Here is a 22,874-nt window from a genome sequence, read left to right as displayed (position 1 = left end):
GGCGCTTTGCCGGCGCCCACACCCATCATATTTTGCAACGCAGCAACACCGCCACGGGAATGCGCCGACATGAAGATCCTGGTCTTTCAGCACGCCGCCGCCGAGCATCCCGGCAGCTTCCGGGAATTCATGAAGGCCGACGGGGTTCAATGGGAGGCGATTGAACTCGACGCAGGCGAGGCTATACCGGATCTCGCCGGCTATGATGCGCTGATGGCGTTCGGCGGCCCCATGGACGTGTGGCAGGAAGCCGAGCATCCCTGGCTGGTCGCCGAAAAACAGGCGATCCGCGATTGGGTGGCGGCGGGGCGGCCCTATTTCGGGGTTTGCTTCGGTCATCAATTGCTGGCCGTGGCCATGGGCGGCACGGTCGGCCCGATGACGGAGGCAGAGGTCGGGGTCCGGGACGTTTCCTTGACGCCCGACGGCATGGCTTCGCCCCTGTTCGCGGGCATCGCTCCGTCCTTTCCCACCTTGCAATGGCACGGCGCGGCGGTGACCGCCCTCCCCGATGGCGCCCTTGCCCTGGCAGCCAATGCCCATTGTCCGGTTCAGGCGATCCAGATCGGCGCCAATGCTTTCGGCATCCAATATCATGTGGAGCTGACCGAGGAGACGGTCCCCGAATGGGGCGCCATTGATGAATATCGCTGCGCGCTTGAAAGCGTCACCGGCGAAGGTGGGCAGGCGATCCTGGAACAGGATGTCGCGCACCTGCTGCCGATCTTCAAGGCCGAGGCGGAGCGGCTCTATCGCAACTTCCGGGCCGTGGTGGAGGCTCACCGTGCCTTGCGCAGCGCCTCCAGCACGGCAAGTCCGGGGTAGCCGTCGGCGGGGGAAAGGCCAACTTTCTGCTGGAACCCGCGCACCGCGCGCATGGTGTCCTGCCCGACACGGCCGTCGGTCCCGCCGGTGTTGAAGCCCTGCGCGGTCAGCCGCTGCTGGGTCTCCTGGATTTCCGGCAAAGTCAAAGGCCGCTCGCCACCGGGCCAGGGCGTTTCGAAAGGCCCCTCCCCCATCACCCGATCGCCCAGGTGCGCCACCGCGAGGGCATAATTGGACGAGGGGTTATAGGAGCGGACCGCATAGAAATTGTGGAGCAGCAGCAAGGCCGGGCCGCCATTGCCGCCGGGCAGCCAGAGCCGCGCATTGTCATCATATCCGGCAAGCGATTGGCCATCGATGGTGGTCACCCCGAGGCCGCCCCATCCCGCCAGCGTGCGGGTGGTTTTGCCGTCGGCAAGGGATGGGTTGAAGCCGGGCGGCAGCCGCGCCTCCAGTCCCCAGGGCTCTCCGCGCCGGTATTTGCCGCGCTTCAGGATGTAGTTCGCGGTGCCCGCCAGCGCATCGTCGGGCTTGCCAAAGGGCGAAATCCGGCCATTGCCGTCGTAATCCACGCCCATGTTGAGCCAGACTTCCGGCATCCACTGAGTGTGACCCATCGCGCCCGCCCAGGAGCCGACCATCTCGCGCGGCGTGCTCCATCCGCGCTGGACGATCACCAGGGCGTTCAGCAGTTCGGTTTCCCAATATTTGCGCCGTCGCGGTTCGCCCCAAGCCAAGGCCGAGAGGGAGTTGAACACCGGCTTCATGTGTTTTGGGTTCTCGACCACGTCGCCGAACGCCGATTCCATGCCCCAATAGCCCAGCATGATCCGGCGATCGACGCCGAAATCGGCCTCGATGCGGGTCAACAGGGAGGCATATTCCGCCGCCCGCTTCTTGCCGGTCGCGATGCGCCAGTCGGACACGCGGCGGTTGAGATACTGCCAGGTCTCTTCCTGGAATTCCGGTTGCGCGCGGTCCTGGGCATAGACGCCCTTGTCGGGCACCACCTCGGCGAACACGCGATCATAGACCTCGTCGGAGATGCCGCGCGCCCTGGCGCGGGCACGGAATTTCTGCACCCAGACCGGAAACGGCTGCGCGGCGCTCTGCGCATGGGCGGGTGACCCAACGGAAAGCGCAAAAGCTGCGCCTGCGAGGCCCGTCGTGAAGGCGCGGCGGTCCATGGGGCTCACGGTTCAATGTCCTGTTTGCGGGCTAGGATGCCACAGCCAAGGGGGTCTGCAAGATTTCCGGCCGTTCGACCTGCCGCTGCACCAGGCTGGCGATCAGCGTCGCGTCGAGCACATTGCCGGTGGAGACCAGACGAACCGGTCCGGGGCTGCCGGCAAAGGCGGTGGGGCCGAGCAGCGAGACCACGCGGCGGGCAATCGCCTGCGCCGGGTCGACCCAGGAGACCGGCCAGGGCGCGAGCCGCCGCAGATCATCGAGGATGAGCGGATAATGGGTGCAGGCCAGCACCACCGTGTCGGTGCGCCCGCCCGCGTCGCGCACGAAGCATGGAGCGATTTCCGCGCGGATCTGCGAATCTTCAATCGGGACGCCGTGGATGATGGATTCAGCGATGCCTGCGAGCAGGTCGCTGGGCACCAATGAGACCGCGCATGAACTGGCGAATTCCCGGATCAGGCTGCTGGTGTAGTCGCGCCGCACCGTGCCTGGCGTCGCCAATACGCTCACGCGCCGAGAGACCGAGGCTGCGCAGGCCGGCTTGATGGCGGGCACCGTGCCCACGAACGGAACCCCGTAGCGGGCGCGCAGCACCGGCAGGGCGAGGGTCGAGGCGGTGTTGCAGGCAATCACCACGATATCGGGGCGTACCGCCGGAAGCAGGGTATCCATCACCGTGCAGACGCGCTCGGACAGCGCCGCATCGCTCAGCGCGCCGTACGGGAAGCCGGCGTCGTCGGCAGCATAGACATAATGCGCATCGGGACGCAGCCGCGTGATCTCGCGGAACACCGACAACCCACCCAGCCCGGAATCAAACACGAGGATGGTCGGCGCATGAAAATTCAAGGACGGCACGGCAGCGTATCTCTCGGCCGAAGCGGTTGCTCTCGCCATGATGTATCCTCGTCGCCCCGGGCGATAATGTGGCTGAGAGACGTAAATGAAGCATGAGCGAGCGTGGCCGCAGCGGCACGGGCGCGCAGGGGAACCCGGCGCCCCGCGATCATGGGCCTGCGGGACCAGGCGCGGCGGCTGATGCTCAGCCCTGGACCTCGGGGGTGTGGAGAATGACGCCGTCGAGCTTCGCATCGAGCACGATCTGGCAGGACAGGCGCGAGGATGGCCGCACCTCGCGGGCGAAATCCAGCATGTCCTCTTCCATCGGCAAAGGTTCGCCGACTGCCTCGCGCCATGCTTCGTCCACATAGACGTGGCAGGTCGCACACGAACAGGCACCGCCGCATTCGGCATCTATGCCCGGTACGAGATGGCGGACCGCCACTTCCATGGCGGTACTGCCTTCCGGCGCGGTGAATGTACGCGAGATCCCGTCGAAGGAAACGAATGTAATGCGCGGCATGTCTTGGTCAGTCCCACAGGTTCCGCAGCGGGCAGCAGCGCGCATACCCGCAAGGCGCGCTATAATGGCCGGCGATCTGCAAGGCCATACCTAAGACGGCGCTTTCGTTAACGATATCTTCATATGTGTGGCGAGGCATGGTTCCAATCACCGGCCTGTCATCGTTAAGATAAGGTAAGGTAAACCGTTTGGTACAGGAAGGCGCTTGCTCTCCTGGATCGGGCGATTTCGAGCGAAGTTCGGGCGAAGAAGGTGCTTGGCACCGCCCTCCCCGCGACAGAGGCGAACGGCCACCATGAAGACCCCGAAGAAGATCCAGGATCCCACGGAGGCCGCCCTCTCGGCGATCCAGGAAGCGTTGACGCTGCCGATCGACGAGTCGGAGGTTGCGCCGCCCGTCGACGAGCGGCCGATACCGCCCTCCCGGGATACAAGGCCTGCGGGCCGGCGCCCACGGGTGGATGTGGCCGGCCGCCGGGCGGCGAACGACGATCGCCAGACCGTTGGCCAGTTGCTCAGCCAGCTTCAGCGCCGCTCCTCCTCGGCGCCCCTGTGGTGGGCGCTCGGCGTCTCGGTGGTCTGGATCGCCTTCGGCGCCATTTACGCGAGCGCCTCCCACTCGGTCGCCTGGTCGGAAGCGGGGGGCATCAGCGGCCTTCTCGCCTCGCCGGCGCTCCTGGCGATCGTCGCCGGGATTTTCCTTCCCCCCCTCGCCTTCTTCGCCATGGCGGCGATGGTCCGCCGCTCGCGCGACCTGCAGCTCATCGCCCGCTCCATGACCGAGGTGGCCCTGCGCCTCGCGCAGCCGGAATCCTTGGGCACGGATGCTGTGGTCTCGGTCGGCCAGGCGGTGCGCCGCGAGGTCGCGGCCATGGGCGAAGGCCTCGACCGCGCCGTTGCCCGCGCCGCCGAACTGGAGGCGGTCGTGCGCAACGAGGTGTCGATCCTCGAGCGGGCCTATGAAGGCAATGAGATCCGGATCCGCAACCTGATCGAGGAATTGCAGGCCGAGCGCCAGAACATCCTCATCCACACCGATCGCCTGCGCGAAGGCATCATGGACGCCGACAGCCTGCTGTCCACCGACATCAAGGACATCGCCGACCGGGTGCAGAACGGCGTACTCACCGCCGCCGAACGGGTGACCGACGTCTTCACGCAGCGCGGCGGAGAGATCCTCGACAACCTCACCCGCTCCAGCGAGCGCCTGGAAGGCACCCTCAAGAGCCGCACCGAAGAGCTGAATGCCAGCCTCGTCAGCTCCAGTGGCGAACTTGCCACCATGATTTCCCGCTGGAGCGAGGACGTCAGCGCGAACGTCGACAGCACCCGGGCGACCATCGCCGATACGCTGGCGGCCAACAGCGCCCGCATCAGTGCCGATATCGCCGCCCGCGTCGCCGACATGAACGACGCCGCCGACCGGGTCCAGAGCAACATCTTCGCCGCCGCCGACCGGGCCGGCGACCTGTTCGCCGAGAAGGGCGATCAGATGGTCGATACGCTCCAACGGGTCGGCGACGCTGTGGTCGACGGCATCGGCGCCAAGAGCATCGAGGTGATCGAGCGGCTGCAGGTGACCGGATCGGAGCTGGAGCAGGATCTCGCGCAGGCCAGCGACAAGCTGGAAGGCACGCTGAAGGCCCGCACCGATGATCTCAGCGCCTCGCTCATGTCCGCCACCACGGAAGTGTCGCTGCTGATCTCGCGCTGGAGCGACGAGGTTTATACCAACGTCGAATCCTCCCGCGCCACGATCACCGACACGCTGGCGGTCAACGGTGCCCAGATCACCGACGACATCGCCCAGCGCGTGGGCGAAGTGACCCAGACGCTGCGGTCCACCGGCGAGCACATGGTGCTGGAATTCTCCACCCGCGGCGGCGATGTCGTGCGCAAGCTGGAGGAGACGGGCGCCCGTGTCGCCGAGACCATCTCCCTGCATGGCGGCGATTTCGTCGATCGCATCGAGACCACCGGCAACCGCATCAACGAGACCATCGCCGCCCAGAGCGACGCGCTGCAGGATCGCATCGCCGACACCGGCGACCGCCTCGCCCAGGCGCTGGAGCAGAGCGGCGTCCAGGTGACCGCCTCGCTCATGCAGAAGGGCGACGAGATCGCCGTGTCCCTCACCCGCGCCGGCACCGACATGACCGACCGCCTCGGTGCGGTTGGCGCCGAGGTGACCGAATCCATCGGTTCGCGCGGCAGCAAGGTGACCCAGACCTTCAGCGAGACCGCCGACCGGCTGGTCTCGACCATCGCCGGCAAGAGCGAAGCCATCGAGGAAATGCTCGATGGCCACCTGAAGGCGTTCGACGAGACGATCACCGTGCGCGGCGGCGAGCTTGCCGAGCGCATCGGGCGCGACAGCACCTTGATGGCGCGAGCGGTGCGCGATGGCGTCGCCACCTTCGATACCACCCTGCGCGAGCACGCTCCGGCCCTGGTGGACGGCATTGCCGGCCAGGTCGATGCGCTCAACCAGACCTTGCGCGGAACGCTCGGTGAAGTGGACCAGCGCTTCGGCGCCGCCACCGAAGCGGCTGCCGCCACGCTCGACCAGTGCATGGCACGCGTGACCGAGACCATCGATGCCCGCGCCGACCGCCTGACCGACACCCTCGCCGGCCGCACGGCCGAGATCACCAAGGTGCTTGCCGAGGGCACGCAGGCGAGCCAGGCCGCGCTCGACGGCTCCCTCTCGACGCTGGACGCCTTCTTCACCCGGCGTAGCCAGAGCTTGGGCGAGGAACTGGCGAGCCGGACCGCCGAAATCACCCGCGCCCTTAGCGAGGGAACCCGCGCCACCCACGCGGCGGTGGAACAGTCGCTCGACACGCTGGAAAGCTTCTTCGTGCAGCGGGCCGACGGCCTCAGCGAGACACTGACGAACCGGACCGCGGATATCGCCCGCACCCTCACCGATGGCAGCCGCGCCACCGGTGCCGCGTTGGATCAGTCGCTGGAATCCCTGGATGCGTTCTTCGGCGAACGGGCCGACAGCATCGCCAACAAGGTTGCCGAGCGCACTGCCCATATCACGCAGACCCTCGCCGACGGGACCGAGGCCACCAATGCGGCGCTCGACCAATCGCTGAACCAGCTCGACTCCTTCTTTGCCACGCGCAGCCGCGCGCTCAGCGACATGGTTGGCGAGCGGGCCAATTTCGCCAGCCGCACCATCGGCAGCCGCGCCGACGAGATCGCCGCGATGCTCGACGGGCGCGTCGCGCGGATCGAGGATCTGGTCACCGGCCGCCTCGCGCAGGTCACCGACGGGCTGGAACAGCGCGGCCTCGCGGTGGCCGAGAGCCTGGCCAGCCGCGTGGAGGCCGTCACGACGCAATTGTCGAGCGAAGCCGGCACGGTGGAGCGCAACCTGGTTCAGCTCGCGGACAATGTCGGCAAGGGGCTCTCGCTCCAGGCTGACAGCGTCTCGGCCACCCTCGGCTCGCGCCTCAACGAGATCGCCGACCTGATCGACAGCAAGAGCGGCTCCTTCCTCGCGGCGCTCCAGAGCACCGGCGAGGCGGCCGTCGCCCAGATCACCGCCACCAACGGCACGCTCCAGGCCGATGTGGAGGCCATCGTCGCGCGGCTCAATACGGCGAATGCGACGTTCCAGCAGTCCATGGGCAATGTCGTGGCCTCGCTGACCCAGTTCGAGGGAGGGTTCGCCGATCAGGTGAAGGCGCTCGAAGGCTCGGTGGGCCTCATGGGCGACGCCGCCAGCGCCACCCTCGGGCAGATGGACGCGCAGGTTCAGACCCTGCGCACCCTCACCCAGGGCGCCCTGAAGGAGATTGCCTCCCTGACCAACCGCTTCGAGGAGCAGGGCCGGCTCGTGCGCTCCGCCTCGGATTCGCTTGGCCAAAGCCACGAGAAGGTGGACCAGACCCTCACCAACCGCCGTGTCGCCATCGAGCAGCTCGGCGCCAGCCTCACCGAGCGGGTGCAGGATCTCGACGAACGCCTGCAGGGCTTCCATGGCACGCTGGAGCAATCGCTCCAGGCGGCGCAGATGCGCGCCCGGGAGATTGCCGCCATCGTCGCAGATTCGGCCGCCTCCTCCTCCAAGGCGCTGGAAAGCCAGATGGAACGCATGCGCACCGGCTCCGATGCCGAGCGCGAGCGCATGATGCAGGCCTTGCGCGGCACCTATCAGTCGGCGCTTACCGACGTGAACTCCCTGTTCGAGGATACTGGCCGTCGCTTCAACGACGTGGCGCGCGAACTGAAGGGGGCGGCACAGGAAGTCCAGCAGTCCATCGAGCTGGCGCGCGAGGAGATGAAGCGCGGCATCCTGGAACTGCCGGCCGAGACCGAGGCCAGCGCCGCCACCATGCGGCGTGCGGTTGCCGAGCAGATCAAGGCGCTCGCCGAGCTGAACGAGATCGTCGCGCGGCAGGGCCAGTCGGCCGACGTGGCGGCGCCCGCCGGGCGGGTCGTTTCGCGGGACGCCGCGCCGTCGCGCGAGACTACGGTGCGCGAGACTGCGGCCCGTGAGGCTCCGGCCCGCGAAGCTCCAGTGCGCCGCGAGCCTGTGCGCGAGGCCGCGCGGGACCTGCGGTCAGAGCCGACCCAGCCGGTGCGCGCGCGCACCGAGCCGCCGGCATCGCCCATCGGCCCGTTCGAACCGACCCGTCGTCCGGCTCCGCGCCGGCCCGAGCCGGCTGCGGAACGCACTCAGGATCCACGCCCCGCGCCCCGCGCGCCCCAGGCCGAGGACAATAGCCGTGAAGGCTGGTTGTCGGAGCTTCTGGCGCGTGCCTCCGGCGATCTCGCCGAGGCGAATCTCGATCCGAAGCCGGAGCCGGTGCGCCCGGTGGCGCGGCCCGTGCGTGACCGGCCCCATCATCACACCATCGAGTCGCTCGACTCGCTCTCGGTGGACATCGCCCGCATGATCGACCATCAGGCAGCTGTTGAACTGTGGGAGCGCTACAAGCGCGGCGAGCGCAACGTGTTCACCCGCAAGCTCTACACGATGCAGGGGCAGCAGACCTTCGAGGAACTGCGTCGCAAGTATCGTAGCGATGCCGAGTTCCACGAGATCGTGGACCGCTATGTCGCCGAGTTCGAGCGTCTGCTGGACCAGGTGGCAGCCGACGACCGCGGCAATGTGCTGACCAAGACCTATCTCACTTCGGATACCGGCAAGGTCTACACCATGCTTGCCCATGCGGCGGGCCGCTTCGACTGAGGCAGCGGCAAGCAAAATCCATGAGCGCGGGGCATCAGGGGCGGGAGCAATCCCGCCCTCTTCTTTTGACCTGTGATGGTGGCAATCGCCGCCTTACGATTCCGGGGTGCCACGCCTTAGGCGGACCCCTCTGTCGAAGCCAAGCCTCTTTTTCCAAGCTTCGAGGGCGCTTCACCGAGCAAAGTAATTCGATTGCCCGAAAACGCTCACTCTCATTGTGGAAGCGCGTTTTCTTCACGCGAACCGGTTGCCACTTCGCTCGAAAACGCTCTAGCGGTGGCGCCCAAAATGGAAAAGCGGGCGCATCGAGCGCCCGCCTTGCAGTCATGGGATCTGAAGGATCAGAAGCGGACGGACGCCCAGCGCACGATTTCGACCAGCACCTGGTTGGATGCAGCATCAAGCGCGGCGGTCACCGTGGCGCCATTCATCGTCGCAATGGGCACGCGCGCGGAGAACACCTGCGCGGCAAGAATGCGGCCGGCGGCATTGCCGATGATCTTGGCCGAAAGCTCCACCACCGCGGTCGTTGTGCCGTTCTCGACCCGCACGCCGAAGGTGCGGATGTCGATGTTGAGCTGGTATTCCGCGCTCACTCCATCGCCCGGCCGGGCCACGCGGCGCAGCTTGCTGCCGTTCTCGAAGGCCTGGACCATCCGCGCCTGCAGCAACGAGGGCAGCTTGTCGCCCCATTGGGCATCGCCGAGATAGGTGATCTGTCCCGGCGCGGGCTCCACCAGGATCTTTTCGGTGTCGAGCACGGCGAGCGCGGTTGGCGTGGCCACGATCAACTGCCCCGTCCCGGTCCCGCGCGCCGTGAAATTGGTCGGTGCCGAGAGGTCGAACGTGGGCACCGGCGCAGAAGCGCAGGCCGAGAGTGCCAGTGCGGCCAGCAGGGCGATGGCGGGGCGCACCCCGGAACGCTCAGAATGGGACAAGCGACACACCCTTGGCTCGTGGAAAGTCACGACTCACCGCCTGTATTCTGGGACGGAGCTGCCGCCGAAGATGAACTGACGGGGATTGCGCTCCAGGTTCCGGAACACGCGCTCGATCTCCGACAATGTGCGGCGCCCGTCGCTCGCCAGCGCCTCGTACTGGCGCAGGCCGGGGCCCGTGAATTTCTCGATCTGGCTGCTCAGGTCGGCGGTGCGCTTGTCCAGATTGTCCGAAAGCTTGCGCACCGAGGCGGCGGCGTCGGACACCTGCTGCACCATGCCGTCCTTGTCGCCGGTGGCGCGCTTGAGATTGTCCAGCACATCGTCGGCCTTGGCCGCGAGATCGTTCAACTGCCCCGAAAGGTCGTTGACCCGCTTCAGCAGCGAGCCCACGTCCTCGGACCGGTCGGACACCGCCTTGGTAAAGGTATCCACGTTCTTGACGATGGCCGCGACCTTTTCCGGGTCGATGGCCTCCAGCACGGTGTTCACGCGGCGGGCGACGCCCTGCACGGTCTCCACAAGGCTCGCGATGCCGGTGCCGCCTTCCGCCTCGATGCGCGGCAGGCCGTTCGGCCCGATGGGCAGCGGCGGCGCATTGGCCTCGCCGCCGCGCAGGCTGACCGCGACGATGCCCGTGAGGCCCTGGGATTCCAGCGTGGCGCGGGCGTCCGAAAGGATCGGCACATTGGGCTGCACCCCGACGCGCACCAGCACCTCGTCCGGCGCGCCGGGCACGAGGCCGAGTTGCAGCACCTGGCCGACGGGGATGCCGTTGAACAGCACGTTGTTGCCTTGCCGCAAACCGCTCACGGTTCCGGAATAGACGATTTCATAGGACTTGCGGCCCTCGGTATCCTGAGGACGCGCGAACCAATAAACGAAGGCGAATGCGCCGACGATCACGAGAAGGGTAAAAGCGCCGATGGTGGTGTAGTTGGCTCGGGTCTCCATCCTTACCTTCCTACCTCACCTTTTGCCTGAACCGCGCGGGCGCGCGCTCCGTGGAAATACGCGCGAAGCCAGGGATGCTGCGCCTCCATCATCGTCTCAATGGTGCCCTGGGCGATGACCTTGCCATCGGCGAGCGCCGCGATTCGATCACAGACCGTATGCAGACTGTCCAGATCGTGCGTTACCATGAAAACGGTCAGTCCCAAAGTCTGCTGAAGCGTCGTGATCAATTCGTCGAAATCGCCCGCGCCGATGGGGTCGAGGCCGGAGGTTGGCTCGTCCAGGAACAGGATTTCAGGATCGAGGGCCAAAGAGCGGGCGAGCGCGGCGCGCTTGATCATGCCGCCGGAGAGCTCTGAAGGCAGCTTCTCGCCGACATCGCATTTCAGCCCGACCATCTCGATCTTGGCATAAGCGATGTCGTCCATCATGCGCTGGGAGAGCTTGAGATTCTCCCGCAGCGGAAACTGGATGTTCTGCTTGACGGTCAGCGACGAGAACAACGCGCCTTGCTGGAACAAGACGCCCCATCGTCGCTCCATGGCCGAGCGCTCGGTCTCGGTCAGCGTATCCATGTCCTGACCAAATACCTCCACTTCCCCGGACCGCTTGGGCACCAGCCCGAGGATCGTACGGGTAAGAACGGATTTACCGCCTCCAGAGGTCCCGACGAAGCCGAGAATTTCGCCGCGCAGAATATCGAGGTTGAGATGGTCGAGAATGATGCGGTCGCCGAAGCCCACCACGAGGTCACGCACCCGGATGATGGGCTCGCGATAGCCCTCCATCTCCGCCAGACCGCTATTGGTGCGTCGTTTCTCCAGAGTGGTCGCGGTCATGGCGCCTCACATATCGATCGAGGCGAAGAACATGGCGAAAACGCCGTCCATGACGATGACGAGGAAGATCGCCTTCACCACGGAGGCGGTCGTGTGCTGGCCCAGGGATTCGGCGCTGCCGCCCACGCGAAGGCCTTCCAGGCACGCCACCAGCCCGATCACCGCCGCCATGAACGGCGCCTTGATCATGCCGACCAGGAAATGATCGATCGAGATCGCTTCCTTCAGGCGGTCCATGAACACGTCCGGCGCGATGCCGCCATAGGTCCAGGCGACCAGGCCGCCGCCGATCAGGGCAGACATGGAGCCGATGAAGGTCAGCAGGGGCAAGGCGATGATCAGCGCGAGAATGCGGGGCACCACGAGGATTTCGATCGGGTCGAAGCCCATCACGCGCAGGGCGTCCACCTCCTCGCGCATGCGCATGGAGCCGAGCTCTGCGGTATAGGCGCTGCCGGAGCGGCCGGCGATCATGATCGAGACGATCAGCACCCCGAGTTCGCGCAGCACCAGCACGCCGACCATGTCCACCACATAGATGTCGGCACCGAATCGCCGGAAGTGGAAGATCCCCTGCTGGGAAAGAATGCAGCCGATGAGGAAGGTGATCAGGATGATGATCGGCACGGCGCGAAAGCCGACGCGATCCACCTGGTTGACCATCGCCGTGAAGCGGAAGGTGCGCGGCCGGGAGGTCATGCGTAGCCCGGCGGCGATCGAGGCGCCGACGAAATTCAGCAGCGCCAAGCCGTCGCTCGCGACCGACACCACTTCCCGCCCGATCCGCTCCAGAATGGTATCTTGCCGCCGCGCGGGCGGCTGGGCCTCAAGCCCCGTGCGCTTCATCTCGTCGAGCAGAACCTGATACCGGCGCTTCAACCCCCGGATTTCCGGCTCCACGCCGTCGACGGCCCAGGCACGGCGCAGGCGCTCCAGCAGCAGGGCGCCGAACGTATCCATCCGCTCCACGCCGGAGAGGTCGATATCCACGTTGCGGGCGCTGGGATGGGCGGCGGTTGCCTGATCCACGAGATGTTCGAGATCGTCGGCCCGGTCCGATATCCAGAGGCCGCGTCCCACCACCTGCAGGCGGTCTCCGGCGGGCGCGACATCGAGGAGCGAGGCGTTGGCCACTCAGGTCTCCGGAAAAGGACTGCGCTTGAGCGCGCGCATGTCCATGGTCATACTCGGCCCACCGAGCGCCGTCGAGGGTGCAAAGGCGCTGACGCAAGGGGCCGCAACCCTCGTCATTCCTTCAACAGCCCCACAGCGTTAACGAAATATGCCATCCCTGACCGTGAAGATCGAGCGCTTTCCCATTGCGGGAACCTTCACCATTGCCCGCGGCTCGAAGACCGAGGCGGTGGTTGTCGTTGCGCGACTGCAAGACGGGCCGCATGTGGGGCGCGGGGAAAGCGTGCCCTATGCACGCTACGGGGAGAGCGTGGAGGGGGTGGCGGCCTTGGTCGGCACGTTCGCCGATGCCGTGGCCGAGGGCCTCGATCGCGAGGCGCTGCAACGCCGCCTGCCGGCCGGTGCGGCCCGCAACGCGCTCGATTGCGCCTTCTGGGATCTTGAGGCCAAGAGGTCCGGCGTGCCCGCTTACGCCCTCGCCGGCCTGCCGTTGCCGCGCCCGCTGGTCACCGCTTATACCCTCAGTCTCGATACGCCGCAGGCCATGGCTAAGGCCGCCGCGGCGGCGGGGCGGCCCTTGCTGAAGCTCAAGTTCGGTGGTGCGGGAGATGTGGAGCGCATCGCCGCCGTACGTGCGGCTGTGCCGCAGGCCCGCCTGATCGTCGATGCCAATGAGAGCTGGAGCGCGGCCGATCTTGCTGCGAATCTCGATGCTTGCGCCCGGGCCGGCGTCGAATTGATCGAGCAGCCGCTGCCGGCGCAAGACGATGCCGCCCTCGGCGAGATCGCCCACGCCGTGCCGATCTGTGCCGATGAGAGCGTGCACGACCGGGCCGGACTGCGGGACCTGCGCGGGCGCTATGACGCGGTGAACATCAAGCTGGACAAGAGCGGTGGGCTCACCGAAGCCCTTGCCCTCGCCGAGGAAGCCAAAGCGCTGGGGTTCGACATCATGGTCGGCTGCATGCTGGCCTCCTCGCTCGCCATGGCGCCGGCGATGCTGGTGGCGCAGTCGGCGCGGTTCGTGGACCTCGATGGGCCGCTCCTGCTGGCGCGCGACCGTGATCCCGCCCTGCGCTATGACGGCGCCCTCGCCTTCCCGCCTGAGCCCGCGCTCTGGGGGTGAAGCCAGAGCGTCGCGAGAGCGAGGGCGGCACCGAGGCCGCCAAGGGCTGCCGAGGCCAGGAAGCATTCGGCGCCATAGCGGGTCCAGAAGACGCCGGCCGCCGCGCTGGCGGCGGACAGCATCAGGCTCACCGTCCAGGCCGCAATGGATTGCGCGCCGGCCGCCCGGTGCTCCGGCGTGTTGCGCGCCACCAGTTCCACCATCCCAAGATAGGTCGCGCCGAAAGTCGCGCCGTGCAGCACTTGCAGGACGACCAGCGCCGCCAGCGGGGGACTTTGGGCGAGGAAGGCAAAGCGCACCACGCCCGCAATTCCGCCGAGCGCGATCAGCGTCAGCGGCCCGAGCCGCGCCACGGCGCGGGTGCCGAAGCGGAAGAACACGATTTCGGCCAGAACGCCGATCGCCCAAAGCACGCCGATGACGCTCAGCGAGAGCCCGCTCTCGGCCCAGTGCAGCGAGCCGAAGGCATAAAGCGTGGCATGGCTCGCCTGGACCAGGGCCGCGGCGCCGACACCGGCCACGAGCACTGCCGGCACACGCATCGGGACGAGATGCAGGCTCGCGGTCTCGGCAGGGCGCTTCAGCTCGGGCAAAGCGAGCGTGCAGGCGAACAGGACCGCCTGCCCGGCGATCATCAGCCCCACCACGATGCCCGCGCCAGCCTGCGCCACCAGAACGCCGCCCAGCAGATTGGCGCCCACGAAGGCCGCCGATCCCCACAGGCGGCTTCGGCCGTAATCCACCGCCCCGCGCCGGGCCTGCCGTGTCGTATAGGCATCCAATAAAGCGTAGGAAGGGTTCCAGGCCATCGCCGTGAGCCCCAGCGCCACATAGATCGCGAGCGTGGTGCTGCAAAGCGCGAGCACCGACATCAACAGTGTGCTGGCGCAGGCCAGGCAGACGAGAATCGCCTTGGGGCGCCCGAGCCGGTCGGACAAAAGGCCGAGAATCGGCGTCGCCACGAGGCGCGTCACCAAGGGCACCGCCAGGGCGATGCCGATCTCGTCCGGGTCGAGGCCACGGGCGATCAGCCAGAGGGAAAAGAACGGCATATAGATGCCGAGGGAGAAATAGAGCGCGCCGAAGGCACAGGCCAAGCGCAGCTGAACCGGCCGCGCTTCTCCCCCACCACTCGTCATTCGCCCGTCTCCCGGCATCTTTCTCGGGCCCCGTGCGGATGGCGGCGGGGCGCACTTCGCCCCTGCGGCCTCCCGGCGGATTTCGCGAACCGCCTCAGGCGTTCAGGCAAGCCATGAAGGTGGCCACATCGACATTGCCGCCGGAGAGCACGATCGCCACCACCTTGCCCCGGGCGTCATAGCGCCCTTCGAGCAGGCTTGCGAGCGCAACGGCACCGCCGGGCTCGACCACCAGCTTCAGTTCGCGAAACGCGTAGGCGACCGCGCGCGCGACTTCAACGTCGGTGGCGGAAACCGCTTCGCCCGAGAGCCGGCGGTTGATTTCGAAGGTGAGCGCGCCGGGGGTCGGGGCGAGCAGCGCGTCGCAGAACGAGCCGGTCGCGACCGCGTTGCGCTCCCGCACGCCGGATTGGAATGAGCGCGCGTGATCGTCGAACAAGGCCGGCTCGGCGAGGATGATGCGGGCGCCGGGCACCTGCGCCTTCACCGCGAGCGCGATGCCGGCCATCAGCCCGCCGCCGGAGGCATTGGCGCTGACGATATCGGGAACGAGGCCCTGGGCGGCGAGATCGGCGACGATTTCCAGCCCCACCGTTCCCTGGCCCGCGATGATGTGGGGATCGTCATAGGGCGGCACGAAGATCGCCCCCCGCTCGGCGGCGATGGCATTGGCGATGGCGTCGCGATCGTCGGTCGTGCGGTCGTAGTCCACCACTTCCGCGCCGAGGGCGATGGTGCGCTCACGCTTCAGCGCCGGCGCGTCCGTGGGCATGACGATGACGGCCGGCATGCCGAGCAGCTTCGCCGACGCGGCAACCCCTTGGGCATGGTTGCCGGAGGAGCAAGCGACGACGCCCCCGGCCCGCTGGTCCACGGGGATCTGCACCATCCGGTTATAGGCGCCGCGGAACTTGAACGAGCCGGTGCGCTGGAGCGTCTCCGGCTTCAGGAAGACGCGCCCGCCCGTGAGTTCGCTGAGAACCGGCGAATAGACAAGCGGCGTGCGTACGGCGACGCCGGCGAGTCGAACGGCTGCGGCGTCGACATCCGCAGCGGTGGGAAGAGAAGGAATCATCGTCATGCGGAGGAGACGATACGGGTCCGCCGCAATAAGCGAAAGCGCCGCGCCACCGGGCCGAAATCATGGGCGATCAGCACATTGTCGAGAAACTGGCGCGCGCATTCGCGCCATGTGTGTCGCAAGGCGAAGTCCCGTGCCGCCACCGGCGACAACTCCAGCGCCTTCAGGCAGGCGTTGCGCAGATCCTCGTCCAGCACGCCCACCGGCTCGGTGGCATCTTCCAGCACGTCCTTGGGGCCGGTGACGGGATAGGCGGCCACCGGCAGCCCGCTCGCCAGGGCCTCCAGCAGCACGATGCCGAAGGTGTCGGTGCGGCTCGGGAATACGAACACGTCGCTGCCGGAATAGACCCGCGCGAGATCCTCGCCCTCCAGCGGGCCGAGGAAGTGGGTGGCGGGATAGCGCTCCTTGAGGCTGTTGAGCGCCGGGCCGCCGCCGACCACCACTTTCGAACCCGGCAGGTCCAGTGCCAGGAAGGCCTCGATATTCTTTTCGACCGCGACCCGGCCGACGAACAGGAAGACCGGCTTCGGCAAGCCCAGGTCCACCTCCGGGCGCGGCCGGAACATGTCCGCGTCGACGCCGCGCGACCAGCGCATCAGGCGCTTGAAGCCGCGCGAATCCAATTCCCGCTCCAGCGTGGCGGTGGAGACCATCACGCCGCCGCCGGCATTGTGGAAGCTGCGCAGCCAGGCATAGGTCAGGCGTTCCGGCACCGGCGCGCGGGCGGAGAGATATTCCGGGAATTTGGTGTGATAGCTGGTGGTGAAGGTGCGCTTGGAGGCGATGCAGGCGCGCCGCACCAGCATGCCGATCGGCCCCTCGGTCGCGACATGCACGAAGTCTGGCCGCATCGCCTCGATCCGCCGCATGATCATGCGCGGGGTGGCCAGAGCGAGGCGGATTTCCTGGTAAGTGGGCAAGGGCACGGTGCGGAACCCTTGCGGGCTCAGGAACATCATCTCGGCACCGAGGGCCTCGGCCTCCCGTGCGGTATGCTCAAGAGAACGCACCACCCCGTTGATCTGGGGGTGCCAGGCATCCGTCGCCACAAGTACCCGCATCAGGCCGCCGCGCGCGCCCCCTCAACTTCGGATTCGGGCACCGCTTCGAGGCGGCGTGTCCAGGAAATGATTTCCATGCGCCCGTCGTCATGCTCCGCGATGGCGGTGCAGCTTTCGACCCAGTCTCCGCAATTCACGTACCGTACACCGAACTGGTCATGAATGACCGCATGGTGGATATGGCCGCAGATCACGCCATCCACTTTATGCCGCTTGGCCTCGTCGGCAACCGCTTCCTCGAACTTGCCGATGTAATTCACCGCATTCTTCACCTTCAGCTTCGCCCATTGGCTGAGCGACCAATAGGTGAGGCCGAGCTTGCGGCGCGCGAGGTTCACATAGGTGTTGATCGCGAGCGCGAGCGTGTAGGCGCCGTCGCCCAGGAAGGCGAGCCATTTGGCGTGGCGCACCACCACGTCGAACACGTCGCCATGGATCACGAGGTAGCGCTTGCCGTCCGCGGCTTCATGGATCGCTGTTTCCACGACCTCGATGCCGCCGAAATGCGTGCCGTAGTAATCGCGCAGGAATTCGTCGTGATTCCCGGGCAGGTACACCATGCGCGTGCCCTTGCGGCCCTTGCGCAGCAGCTTCTGCACCACGTCATTGTGCTTCTGCGGCCAATACCAGGAGCTGCGCAGGCGCCAGCCGTCGACGATGTCGCCGACCAGGTAAACCGTATCGGCGTCATGAAATTTCAGGAAGTCGAGAAGAAGGTCGGCCTGGCATCCCTTGGTCCCGAGATGGACGTCGGAGATGAACAGAGCTCTGTACCTGCGCGCTTCAGGGCTATCGCTCACGGCATGGCCTCTGCGGAAATTTGCTCCCTGAGAGCAGTGTGACGGACTTAGCCGGAGTCGTGTATCCTTTTTATGACGCCACTGCGAACACGACTTTCAATTCTACCGCACAGCAACATAACTTCACCGGCTCCGCCACCGGTGGTTTGCAACACCCGTGCGCGAATCGATCCGAGCAAGCGTCGCAAGCATTGACCAATTGGCTCGCGCGCGCCAGCTTGCGCGCCAGTGGGCCGGTCGTGTCCGCACATTCATCGAAAGCAGGGAGAGGTCCGATGAAGCTCGTTCGCTTCGGGGAAAAAGGACAGGAAAAGCCGGGTCTAATCGATTCAACCGGCAAGATCCGGGACATCTCATCCCTGGTCCAGGACATCGCCGGCGACGTGCTCACCCCCGAGGGCCTCGCCCGGATCCGTGCCGCCGACCCCCAGGCGTTTCCGCTGGCGCCCGAGGGCGTGCGCCTCGGTTCCTGCGTCCCCCGGCCGGGAAACTTTGTCGCAGTGGGCCTCAACTTCGCTGACCATGCCGAGGAGACCGGCAACCCCATCCCCGACGAACCGGTGCTGTTCAACAAGGCGCCGAACTGCGTCGGCGGTCCCAATGACGTCGTGATGATTCCCAAGGGCTCTACCAAGCTCGATTGGGAAGTGGAATTGCTGATCGTGATTGGCGCCCGTGCCCGCTATGTGGAAAAGGCCGACGCGCTGAAGCATGTGGCCGGCTATGCCGTGTGCAACGACGTGTCCGAGCGTGCGTTCCAGATCGAGCGCGGTGGCCAGTGGACCAAGGGCAAGGGATGCGAGACCTTCGGCCCCATCGGCCCCTGGCTCGTCACCACCGACGAGATGTCCGACACCTCCGACCTTGCCATGTGGCTGGAAGTGAACGGGGAAAGGGTCCAGGACGGCTCCACCCGCACCATGATCTTCGATCCGGCCTATCTGGTGTCCTACATCAGCCAGTTCATGGTGCTCGATCCCGGCGATATCATCACCACCGGCACGCCGCCCGGCGTCGGCCTCGGCATGAAGCCGCCGCGCTATCTCAAGGCCGGCGACGTCATGAAGGTCGGCATCCAGGGTCTCGGCGAACAGCAGCAGACCGTCGTTCCGTTCGCGGGCTGACAGGAGGGGGGCCCCGCGCTGGGGCCCCTTTTTCATTGCCGGGCGGCCTATTGCAGGGTCGTGTGGGCGAGCCAGGTCTTGACCGCATTCAGCGCTTCGCCCCGGTTTCCGGTGCGGTGCTGGGCCTCCTGATAGACCGCCAGTTGGACATCGGCGCTGGTGCCGGCCATGGAAATCGTCCGCAGGTGCAGCAGGGCTTCGAGGGCGCCGAGCGCGTCGGCATCCTCGCCCACCATGACGATGAGCGATTCCACCGCATCCGATACCGGAACCGCCCGCCGCTCGGCCAGATTCACGAATGAACCGTGGATGCCGTAGCGTTGGGCGCGCCATTTGTTCTCGTTGGCGATCGCCCGGTCCACCGCGCCGATCTGCGCATTGTGACTCGGGTTGCGCACGAGATAGCGCACCAGCGCACGGTAAAGCGCGGAGATGGCGACCGTATCCTGGATCCGGGTGCAACTGTCGGGCGCGCGCAGTTCCAGCGTCGGATGCTTCGCGGAGGGCCGGATCGCCCACCACACATAGCTCGAATCGGTGATCGCCCGCGCCTCCACCATGGCATCCACATAGGTCTGGTAATCGGCGCTGCTCTCGAACAGTTCCGGCAGTCCGGTGCGGGGGAGTTCGTCGTAGGCGGCAAGCCGGTAGCCCATGAGCCCGGTCTGCTTCGAGCCCCAGAAGGGTGAGGAGGTGGCGAGCGCGATGAAGTGGGGGATGTAGGGCAGGATGCGGCGCATCACGTCCACCCGCTGGTCGGGATCGGGCAATTCCACATGCACGTGCAGCCCGCAGACCATGTTGCGCTCGCCGAGCATCTGCAAATCGTGCATCAGCCCGTCGTAGCGGTTGGCCTCGGTGTGCCGCACGCCCTCCCAGGTCGCGGTGGGGTGGGTGCCGGCCGCAATGAAGCAGAGCCCGTGTTCCGCCGCGACCCTCGCCGCCCGGGCGCGCAGTTCGCGCAATTCATCAAGGGCGCTGCTGGTCTGCGTCGCGGGGCTGGTCGCCATCTCGAGCTGGGACTGAAGCAATTCCACCGTGACGGAATCACCAAGCTGCTGGGTCAGGTCGTCGAAAAACCGTGCCGGCATACGCCGTTGCACGGACTTGGTTTGCGCATCGACTACGAAGAATTCTTCTTCGATGCCAAATCGGTAGTCTTCCGACATTCGCCGTCCCTCCGCATCTCACCCAGATGCATGGCTGTAACGCCACGCTTGGGTTTCGGTTGCGCGGAGGTTGAGGAAAAATAGGACGTAAATGCGGCAGTGAAATCAACGCGAGGATCGCACTGTTATTTAGAATTATTATTATCGTCGTTTCGAAAGAGAAATGAATGCCTTACAATTTTTAAAATTTACGTCAAAAGACACATGGAACCAAGAGGGCTCTGGCGCGTTATACGCTTCTTTTTACAGGGGGATCAGGCCCGCCCGCCCGGAGCCGCCCCGGCAAGATCGCCGCGCACCGCTTGGATCAAGGTCAGGGCCGCAACCGCCGCCGTATCCGCCCGCAGGATGCGCGGGCCGAGCGAGAGAACCACCACGCCGGGGTGCGCATGCAGCATGCGCCGCTCTTCCGAGGCGAATCCCCCTTCGGGGCCGATCAGCACGCTGGCGGGCCCAGGTGCGGCGGCCCGCAGGGTCGCGATCGGATCGGTGTGGGCCGCGCTTTCGTCGCAGAACACCAGGACCCGGTCGCGCGGGAGGGCGGCGAGCCATTTGTCCAGCGCTACGGGCTCGCTCACCTGCGGCAGGGAGAGGATGCCGCATTGCTCCGCCGCTTCCACCGCGTTGGCGCGCATGCGGTCGGTGTTGACCCTGTTGACCTGGGTGTAGCGGGTGAGCACCGGGACCAAGCGCCCCGCCCCCATCTCCACCGCCTTCTGAATCATATAGTCGAGGCGAGCGTGCTTCAGCGGGGCGAAGGCATAGTCGAGGTCGCCCGCCGGCGGCTGGGGCCGAAGCGCCCGCTCGGCGGCGAACCGCACCTCGCGCTTGTGGCCTTCGATCCGGTGGGCGAGCCATTCGCCATCCCGCCCGTTGAACAGCAGCAGGCTGCCGCCCACCTGCATGCGCAGCACATTCGCGACATAATGGGCCTGCTCGGCCGCGAGCAGGATCTGGGCGCCGTCGCTCAGATCATCCTCGACGAACAGACGCTGGAGACGCGAAGGATTGTCGGACATTGAGGTCCCTCCCGCCCAAGCCACACCATGGCCTGGGCGAGAAAACAAGCCTGTCGGCGCGGGGGAATTATTGCTTCGCGCCCTCGGCGTTGAACTGCTTGAGATAGGCGATCAGGTCGGCGCGCTCGCCTTCCGGCTTGATGCCGAAGAAGGCCATCTTGCCCTTGGGGGCGAGCACCTTGGGATTGGCGAGATATTCGTTGAGCGTGGCCTCGTCCCACACCTTGCCCGCCGCGGCGCCGGCCTTCAGATCGTCGGAATAGGCATAGCCGGGGAATTCCGCCCATTTGCGGCCGACGATGCCATTCAGCGGCGGGCCGACCTTCACCTTCGCGTCGGGGCCGACCGCGTGGCACGCCATGCACTTGCGGAAGGATTGCTCACCCTTGGCGAGGTCCGGGTCGGCATGGGCCAGCGTGCTGGAAACGGCCAGGGCGGCCAGGGCCGAGAGCAGAAGACGGGGCATGAGTTCTTTCCTTGGGCATTTCGAGCGATGGGACACCGGCGTGCCGGGGACCAAATGTGACAAGACGTGGCGGCGTGTGGCGTTCGGGACACTACCCGCCGGGACATAAGAGCCGCACTGGAAACATTCCAAGTGGCCATTTGCGCGCGCATGACCGTCCGTCAGTCAATGGTGCGGCGCACCCATGCTGCTTGGAGGCGGCGATCGGCTCCGCTAACATCAGAGTTTCAAGGATTCTCAGGAAGGCGAAGGGGTTCGCCATGGCGTCTCACGTGGTCAAGCTCGGCGGCAGCCTGGAGCGCAGCGGCGACATCAGGTCGCTGGCGGGCCGGCTCGCGGGCATGCCGGGCGTTGTGGTCGTGCCCGGCGGCGGGCGCTTCGCCGATGCGGTGCGCGCGGCGCAAGGCCCGCTCGCCTTGTCCGAGCGTGCCTGCCATTCCATGGCGATCCTGGCCATGGAGCAGATGGCCCACTCGCTCGCCGATCGCGCGCCGGCCCTGATGCCCTGCCGGACGCTCGACGAGATCGCGGCGGCGGCCGGCACGGCCGCGCTGTGGTTTCCGGCGCATATGCTGATCGGCCATCGCGATATCAGGGAAAGCTGGGATGTGACGTCCGACAGCCTCGCCTGCTGGCTCGCAACTGTTCTCGGCGCGCGCCGCCTCACCTTGGTGAAGGCGCCGGGCGTGCCGGTGCCTCCATCCGCCAATTCAGGTGCCGCCGAATGGGCGGCGCTCGGGCTGGTGGACATGGCGTTTCCCGGATATGCCGCGCGCTTTGGCGGCAGCATTCGCCTCGTGGCCGCCGACGACGCGCCAGGGCTCGACCAGCTCTTTCCCTCTCCTCGAACCGCGAGCGCTGCATGAGCAAGGGCGCGTATCCCCGCTGGGCCTGGGCCCTCTCCGGCTCCGGGCATTTCTTCACCGAAAGCCTGGAGCTGATTCATACCCTGGGCGATGTGGACCTGTTCGTATCGGCGGCGGCGGAAGAGGTGCTGCGCATGTACAAGCAGGACAAGAGCCCCCTGCCCGCCAATACCCATGTGTTCCGCGATACCACCGCGAGCGCGGCGCCCGTGGGCATGTTCTACGAGGGCAAATATCACACGCTGGTGGTGGCGCCGGCCTCGTCCAACACGGTGGCGAAATGCGTCTACGGCATTTCCGACACGCTGGTGACCAATTGCTTCGCCCAGGCCGGCAAATGCCGGGTGCCGGGCATCGTGTTCGCCTGCGACACGGCCCCGGAACTCATCACCATGGCGCCCAGCGGCCCGGTACCGGTCTTTCCCCGCAAGATCGACCTTGAAAATACGCGCAAGCTGAAGGACTTCGAGGCCACCACGGTCGCCGAATCCCTGGCCGAGCTGAAGGCTGCCATTGCCGCCCGCAAGGCGGAGCTGGAAAAGTCCATCGCCGTTTCGGCGCGCTAGC

At 66.4% G+C, this 22,874-nt stretch carries 20 protein-coding genes; 6 read left to right on the top strand and 14 right to left on the bottom strand.

The annotated features are described in order from the left end of the window. Positions 1-69 precede the first annotated feature (69 nt). On the top strand, positions 70-825 hold the full coding sequence (locus V5F77_RS08945) for a type 1 glutamine amidotransferase (RefSeq protein ID WP_429004997.1): 756 nt from the start codon (positions 70-72) through the stop codon (positions 823-825). On the opposite strand, the gene V5F77_RS08940 is transcribed toward V5F77_RS08945, so the two are convergent. The 3 genes from V5F77_RS08940 to V5F77_RS08930 form a co-directional block, all read right to left on the bottom strand. Beyond that, positions 780-2,012, bottom strand: coding sequence for a lytic murein transglycosylase (locus V5F77_RS08940; protein WP_429005031.1), 1,233 nt, complete (start codon positions 2,010-2,012; stop codon positions 780-782). The two genes, V5F77_RS08945 and V5F77_RS08940, sit on opposite strands and share 46 nt — an antisense overlap. Before the next feature lie 31 nt (positions 2,013-2,043). Then, positions 2,044-2,913, bottom strand: a complete 870-nt coding sequence (gene murI, locus V5F77_RS08935; protein ID WP_429004996.1) for a glutamate racemase — start codon at positions 2,911-2,913, stop codon at positions 2,044-2,046. A 145-nt stretch (positions 2,914-3,058) separates the two neighbouring features. Further along, positions 3,059-3,379, bottom strand: a complete 321-nt coding sequence (locus tag V5F77_RS08930) for a 2Fe-2S iron-sulfur cluster-binding protein (protein ID WP_429004995.1) — start codon at positions 3,377-3,379, stop codon at positions 3,059-3,061. A gap of 295 nt (positions 3,380-3,674) precedes the next feature. On the opposite strand from V5F77_RS08930, the gene V5F77_RS08925 reads away from it, so the two are divergent. Further along, a complete protein-coding gene (locus tag V5F77_RS08925; protein WP_429004994.1) occupies positions 3,675-8,588 on the top strand; it encodes an apolipoprotein A-IV repeat region-like domain-containing protein in 4,914 nt (1,637 codons plus the stop codon). Positions 8,589-8,929: 341 nt separating this feature from the next. Here the strand turns inward: V5F77_RS08925 and V5F77_RS08920 are convergent, their stop codons facing one another. Genes V5F77_RS08920 through V5F77_RS08905 form a run of 4 tightly spaced genes read right to left on the bottom strand, consistent with a single transcriptional unit; the run spans position 8,930 to position 12,453 of the window. After that, positions 8,930-9,526 carry an ABC-type transport auxiliary lipoprotein family protein gene (locus V5F77_RS08920; RefSeq protein WP_429004993.1) on the bottom strand — a complete coding sequence of 199 codons (597 nt, stop codon included), beginning with the start codon at positions 9,524-9,526 and terminating at the stop codon, positions 8,930-8,932. A gap of 33 nt (positions 9,527-9,559) precedes the next feature. After that, complete coding sequence (locus V5F77_RS08915) at positions 9,560-10,480, bottom strand: MlaD family protein (protein WP_429004992.1); 921 nt, start codon at positions 10,478-10,480, stop codon at positions 9,560-9,562. 2 nt (positions 10,481-10,482) lie between these two features. After that, complete coding sequence (locus tag V5F77_RS08910) at positions 10,483-11,268, bottom strand: ABC transporter ATP-binding protein (RefSeq protein WP_429005030.1); 786 nt, start codon at positions 11,266-11,268, stop codon at positions 10,483-10,485. A gap of 57 nt (positions 11,269-11,325) precedes the next feature. After that, complete coding sequence (locus V5F77_RS08905; protein WP_429004991.1) at positions 11,326-12,453, bottom strand: ABC transporter permease; 1,128 nt, start codon at positions 12,451-12,453, stop codon at positions 11,326-11,328. Between the two features lie 148 nt (positions 12,454-12,601). On the opposite strand from V5F77_RS08905, the gene dgcA reads away from it, so the two are divergent. After that, a complete protein-coding gene (gene dgcA, locus V5F77_RS08900) occupies positions 12,602-13,579 on the top strand; it encodes an N-acetyl-D-Glu racemase DgcA (protein WP_429004990.1) in 978 nt (325 codons plus the stop codon). On the opposite strand, the gene V5F77_RS08895 is transcribed toward dgcA, so the two are convergent. The 4 genes from V5F77_RS08895 to V5F77_RS08880 all read right to left on the bottom strand — a co-directional run bounded on the left by V5F77_RS08895 (position 13,531) and on the right by V5F77_RS08880 (position 17,663). Further along, complete coding sequence (locus V5F77_RS08895; protein WP_429004989.1) at positions 13,531-14,718, bottom strand: MFS transporter; 1,188 nt, start codon at positions 14,716-14,718, stop codon at positions 13,531-13,533. The genes dgcA and V5F77_RS08895 overlap by 49 nt on opposite strands. 94 nt (positions 14,719-14,812) lie before the next feature. Next, positions 14,813-15,799, bottom strand: a complete 987-nt coding sequence (locus V5F77_RS08890; protein WP_429004988.1) for a threonine ammonia-lyase — start codon at positions 15,797-15,799, stop codon at positions 14,813-14,815. After that, positions 15,796-16,863 (bottom strand): glycosyltransferase family 4 protein, encoded by a 1,068-nt coding sequence (locus V5F77_RS08885; RefSeq protein ID WP_429004987.1) that lies wholly within the window; start codon positions 16,861-16,863, stop codon positions 15,796-15,798. The genes V5F77_RS08890 and V5F77_RS08885 overlap by 4 nt, the downstream gene beginning before the upstream one ends. Next, positions 16,863-17,663, bottom strand: coding sequence for a UDP-2,3-diacylglucosamine diphosphatase (locus tag V5F77_RS08880; protein WP_429004986.1), 801 nt, complete (start codon positions 17,661-17,663; stop codon positions 16,863-16,865). Before V5F77_RS08880 ends, V5F77_RS08885 begins: the two co-directional genes overlap by 1 nt. 275 nt (positions 17,664-17,938) lie before the next feature. On the opposite strand from V5F77_RS08880, the gene V5F77_RS08875 reads away from it, so the two are divergent. Then, a complete protein-coding gene (locus tag V5F77_RS08875; protein WP_429004985.1) occupies positions 17,939-18,787 on the top strand; it encodes a fumarylacetoacetate hydrolase family protein in 849 nt (282 codons plus the stop codon). Between the two features lie 47 nt (positions 18,788-18,834). Here V5F77_RS08875 and V5F77_RS08870 read toward each other — a convergent pair whose 3' ends face one another. From V5F77_RS08870 to V5F77_RS08860, 3 genes are all read right to left on the bottom strand, one after another. Further along, complete coding sequence (locus V5F77_RS08870; protein WP_429004984.1) at positions 18,835-19,956, bottom strand: carboxylate-amine ligase; 1,122 nt, start codon at positions 19,954-19,956, stop codon at positions 18,835-18,837. Positions 19,957-20,210: 254 nt separating this feature from the next. Further along, the gene (locus V5F77_RS08865; RefSeq protein WP_429004983.1) at positions 20,211-20,975 is read right to left on the bottom strand and encodes a 16S rRNA (uracil(1498)-N(3))-methyltransferase; all 765 of its coding nucleotides are present in this window, start codon (positions 20,973-20,975) and stop codon (positions 20,211-20,213) included. Between the two features lie 67 nt (positions 20,976-21,042). Continuing rightward, entirely contained in the window at positions 21,043-21,441 is a 399-nt protein-coding gene (locus V5F77_RS08860; RefSeq protein ID WP_429004982.1) for a c-type cytochrome, read from the bottom strand. 260 nt (positions 21,442-21,701) lie between these two features. On the opposite strand from V5F77_RS08860, the gene V5F77_RS08855 reads away from it, so the two are divergent. Together V5F77_RS08855 and V5F77_RS08850 are read left to right on the top strand one after the other, a co-directional pair. Further along, positions 21,702-22,307: an amino acid kinase family protein gene (locus V5F77_RS08855; RefSeq protein WP_429004981.1), complete on the top strand. Its 606-nt coding sequence runs from the start codon at positions 21,702-21,704 to the stop codon at positions 22,305-22,307. Next, positions 22,304-22,873 carry a flavoprotein gene (locus V5F77_RS08850; protein WP_429004980.1) on the top strand — a complete coding sequence of 190 codons (570 nt, stop codon included), beginning with the start codon at positions 22,304-22,306 and terminating at the stop codon, positions 22,871-22,873. The genes V5F77_RS08855 and V5F77_RS08850 overlap by 4 nt, the downstream gene beginning before the upstream one ends. Position 22,874 lies beyond the last annotated feature (1 nt).

Origin of the sequence: Roseixanthobacter psychrophilus, from assembly GCF_043195195.1 — a bacterium.
Lineage (GTDB): Bacteria > Pseudomonadota > Alphaproteobacteria > Rhizobiales > Xanthobacteraceae > NCEH01.
This window is presented reverse-complemented; position numbering and strand designations above follow the sequence as displayed.

Coding starts and splice junctions, on each gene's coding strand:
- V5F77_RS08945 (WP_429004997.1), top strand. CDS start 70: ATGAAGATCCTGGTCTTTCAGCACGCCGCCGCCGAGCATCCCGGCAGC.
- V5F77_RS08940 (WP_429005031.1), bottom strand. CDS start 2,012: ATGGACCGCCGCGCCTTCACGACGGGCCTCGCAGGCGCAGCTTTTGCG.
- murI (WP_429004996.1), bottom strand. CDS start 2,913: ATGGCGAGAGCAACCGCTTCGGCCGAGAGATACGCTGCCGTGCCGTCC.
- V5F77_RS08930 (WP_429004995.1), bottom strand. CDS start 3,379: ATGCCGCGCATTACATTCGTTTCCTTCGACGGGATCTCGCGTACATTC.
- V5F77_RS08925 (WP_429004994.1), top strand. CDS start 3,675: ATGAAGACCCCGAAGAAGATCCAGGATCCCACGGAGGCCGCCCTCTCG.
- V5F77_RS08915 (WP_429004992.1), bottom strand. CDS start 10,480: ATGGAGACCCGAGCCAACTACACCACCATCGGCGCTTTTACCCTTCTC.
- V5F77_RS08910 (WP_429005030.1), bottom strand. CDS start 11,268: ATGGAGGGCTATCGCGAGCCCATCATCCGGGTGCGTGACCTCGTGGTG.
- dgcA (WP_429004990.1), top strand. CDS start 12,602: ATGCCATCCCTGACCGTGAAGATCGAGCGCTTTCCCATTGCGGGAACC.
- V5F77_RS08895 (WP_429004989.1), bottom strand. CDS start 14,718: ATGACGAGTGGTGGGGGAGAAGCGCGGCCGGTTCAGCTGCGCTTGGCC.
- V5F77_RS08890 (WP_429004988.1), bottom strand. CDS start 15,799: ATGACGATGATTCCTTCTCTTCCCACCGCTGCGGATGTCGACGCCGCA.
- V5F77_RS08885 (WP_429004987.1), bottom strand. CDS start 16,863: ATGCGGGTACTTGTGGCGACGGATGCCTGGCACCCCCAGATCAACGGG.
- V5F77_RS08875 (WP_429004985.1), top strand. CDS start 17,939: ATGAAGCTCGTTCGCTTCGGGGAAAAAGGACAGGAAAAGCCGGGTCTA.
- V5F77_RS08870 (WP_429004984.1), bottom strand. CDS start 19,956: ATGTCGGAAGACTACCGATTTGGCATCGAAGAAGAATTCTTCGTAGTC.
- V5F77_RS08865 (WP_429004983.1), bottom strand. CDS start 20,975: ATGTCCGACAATCCTTCGCGTCTCCAGCGTCTGTTCGTCGAGGATGAT.
- V5F77_RS08860 (WP_429004982.1), bottom strand. CDS start 21,441: ATGCCCCGTCTTCTGCTCTCGGCCCTGGCCGCCCTGGCCGTTTCCAGC.
- V5F77_RS08855 (WP_429004981.1), top strand. CDS start 21,702: ATGGCGTCTCACGTGGTCAAGCTCGGCGGCAGCCTGGAGCGCAGCGGC.
- V5F77_RS08850 (WP_429004980.1), top strand. CDS start 22,304: ATGAGCAAGGGCGCGTATCCCCGCTGGGCCTGGGCCCTCTCCGGCTCC.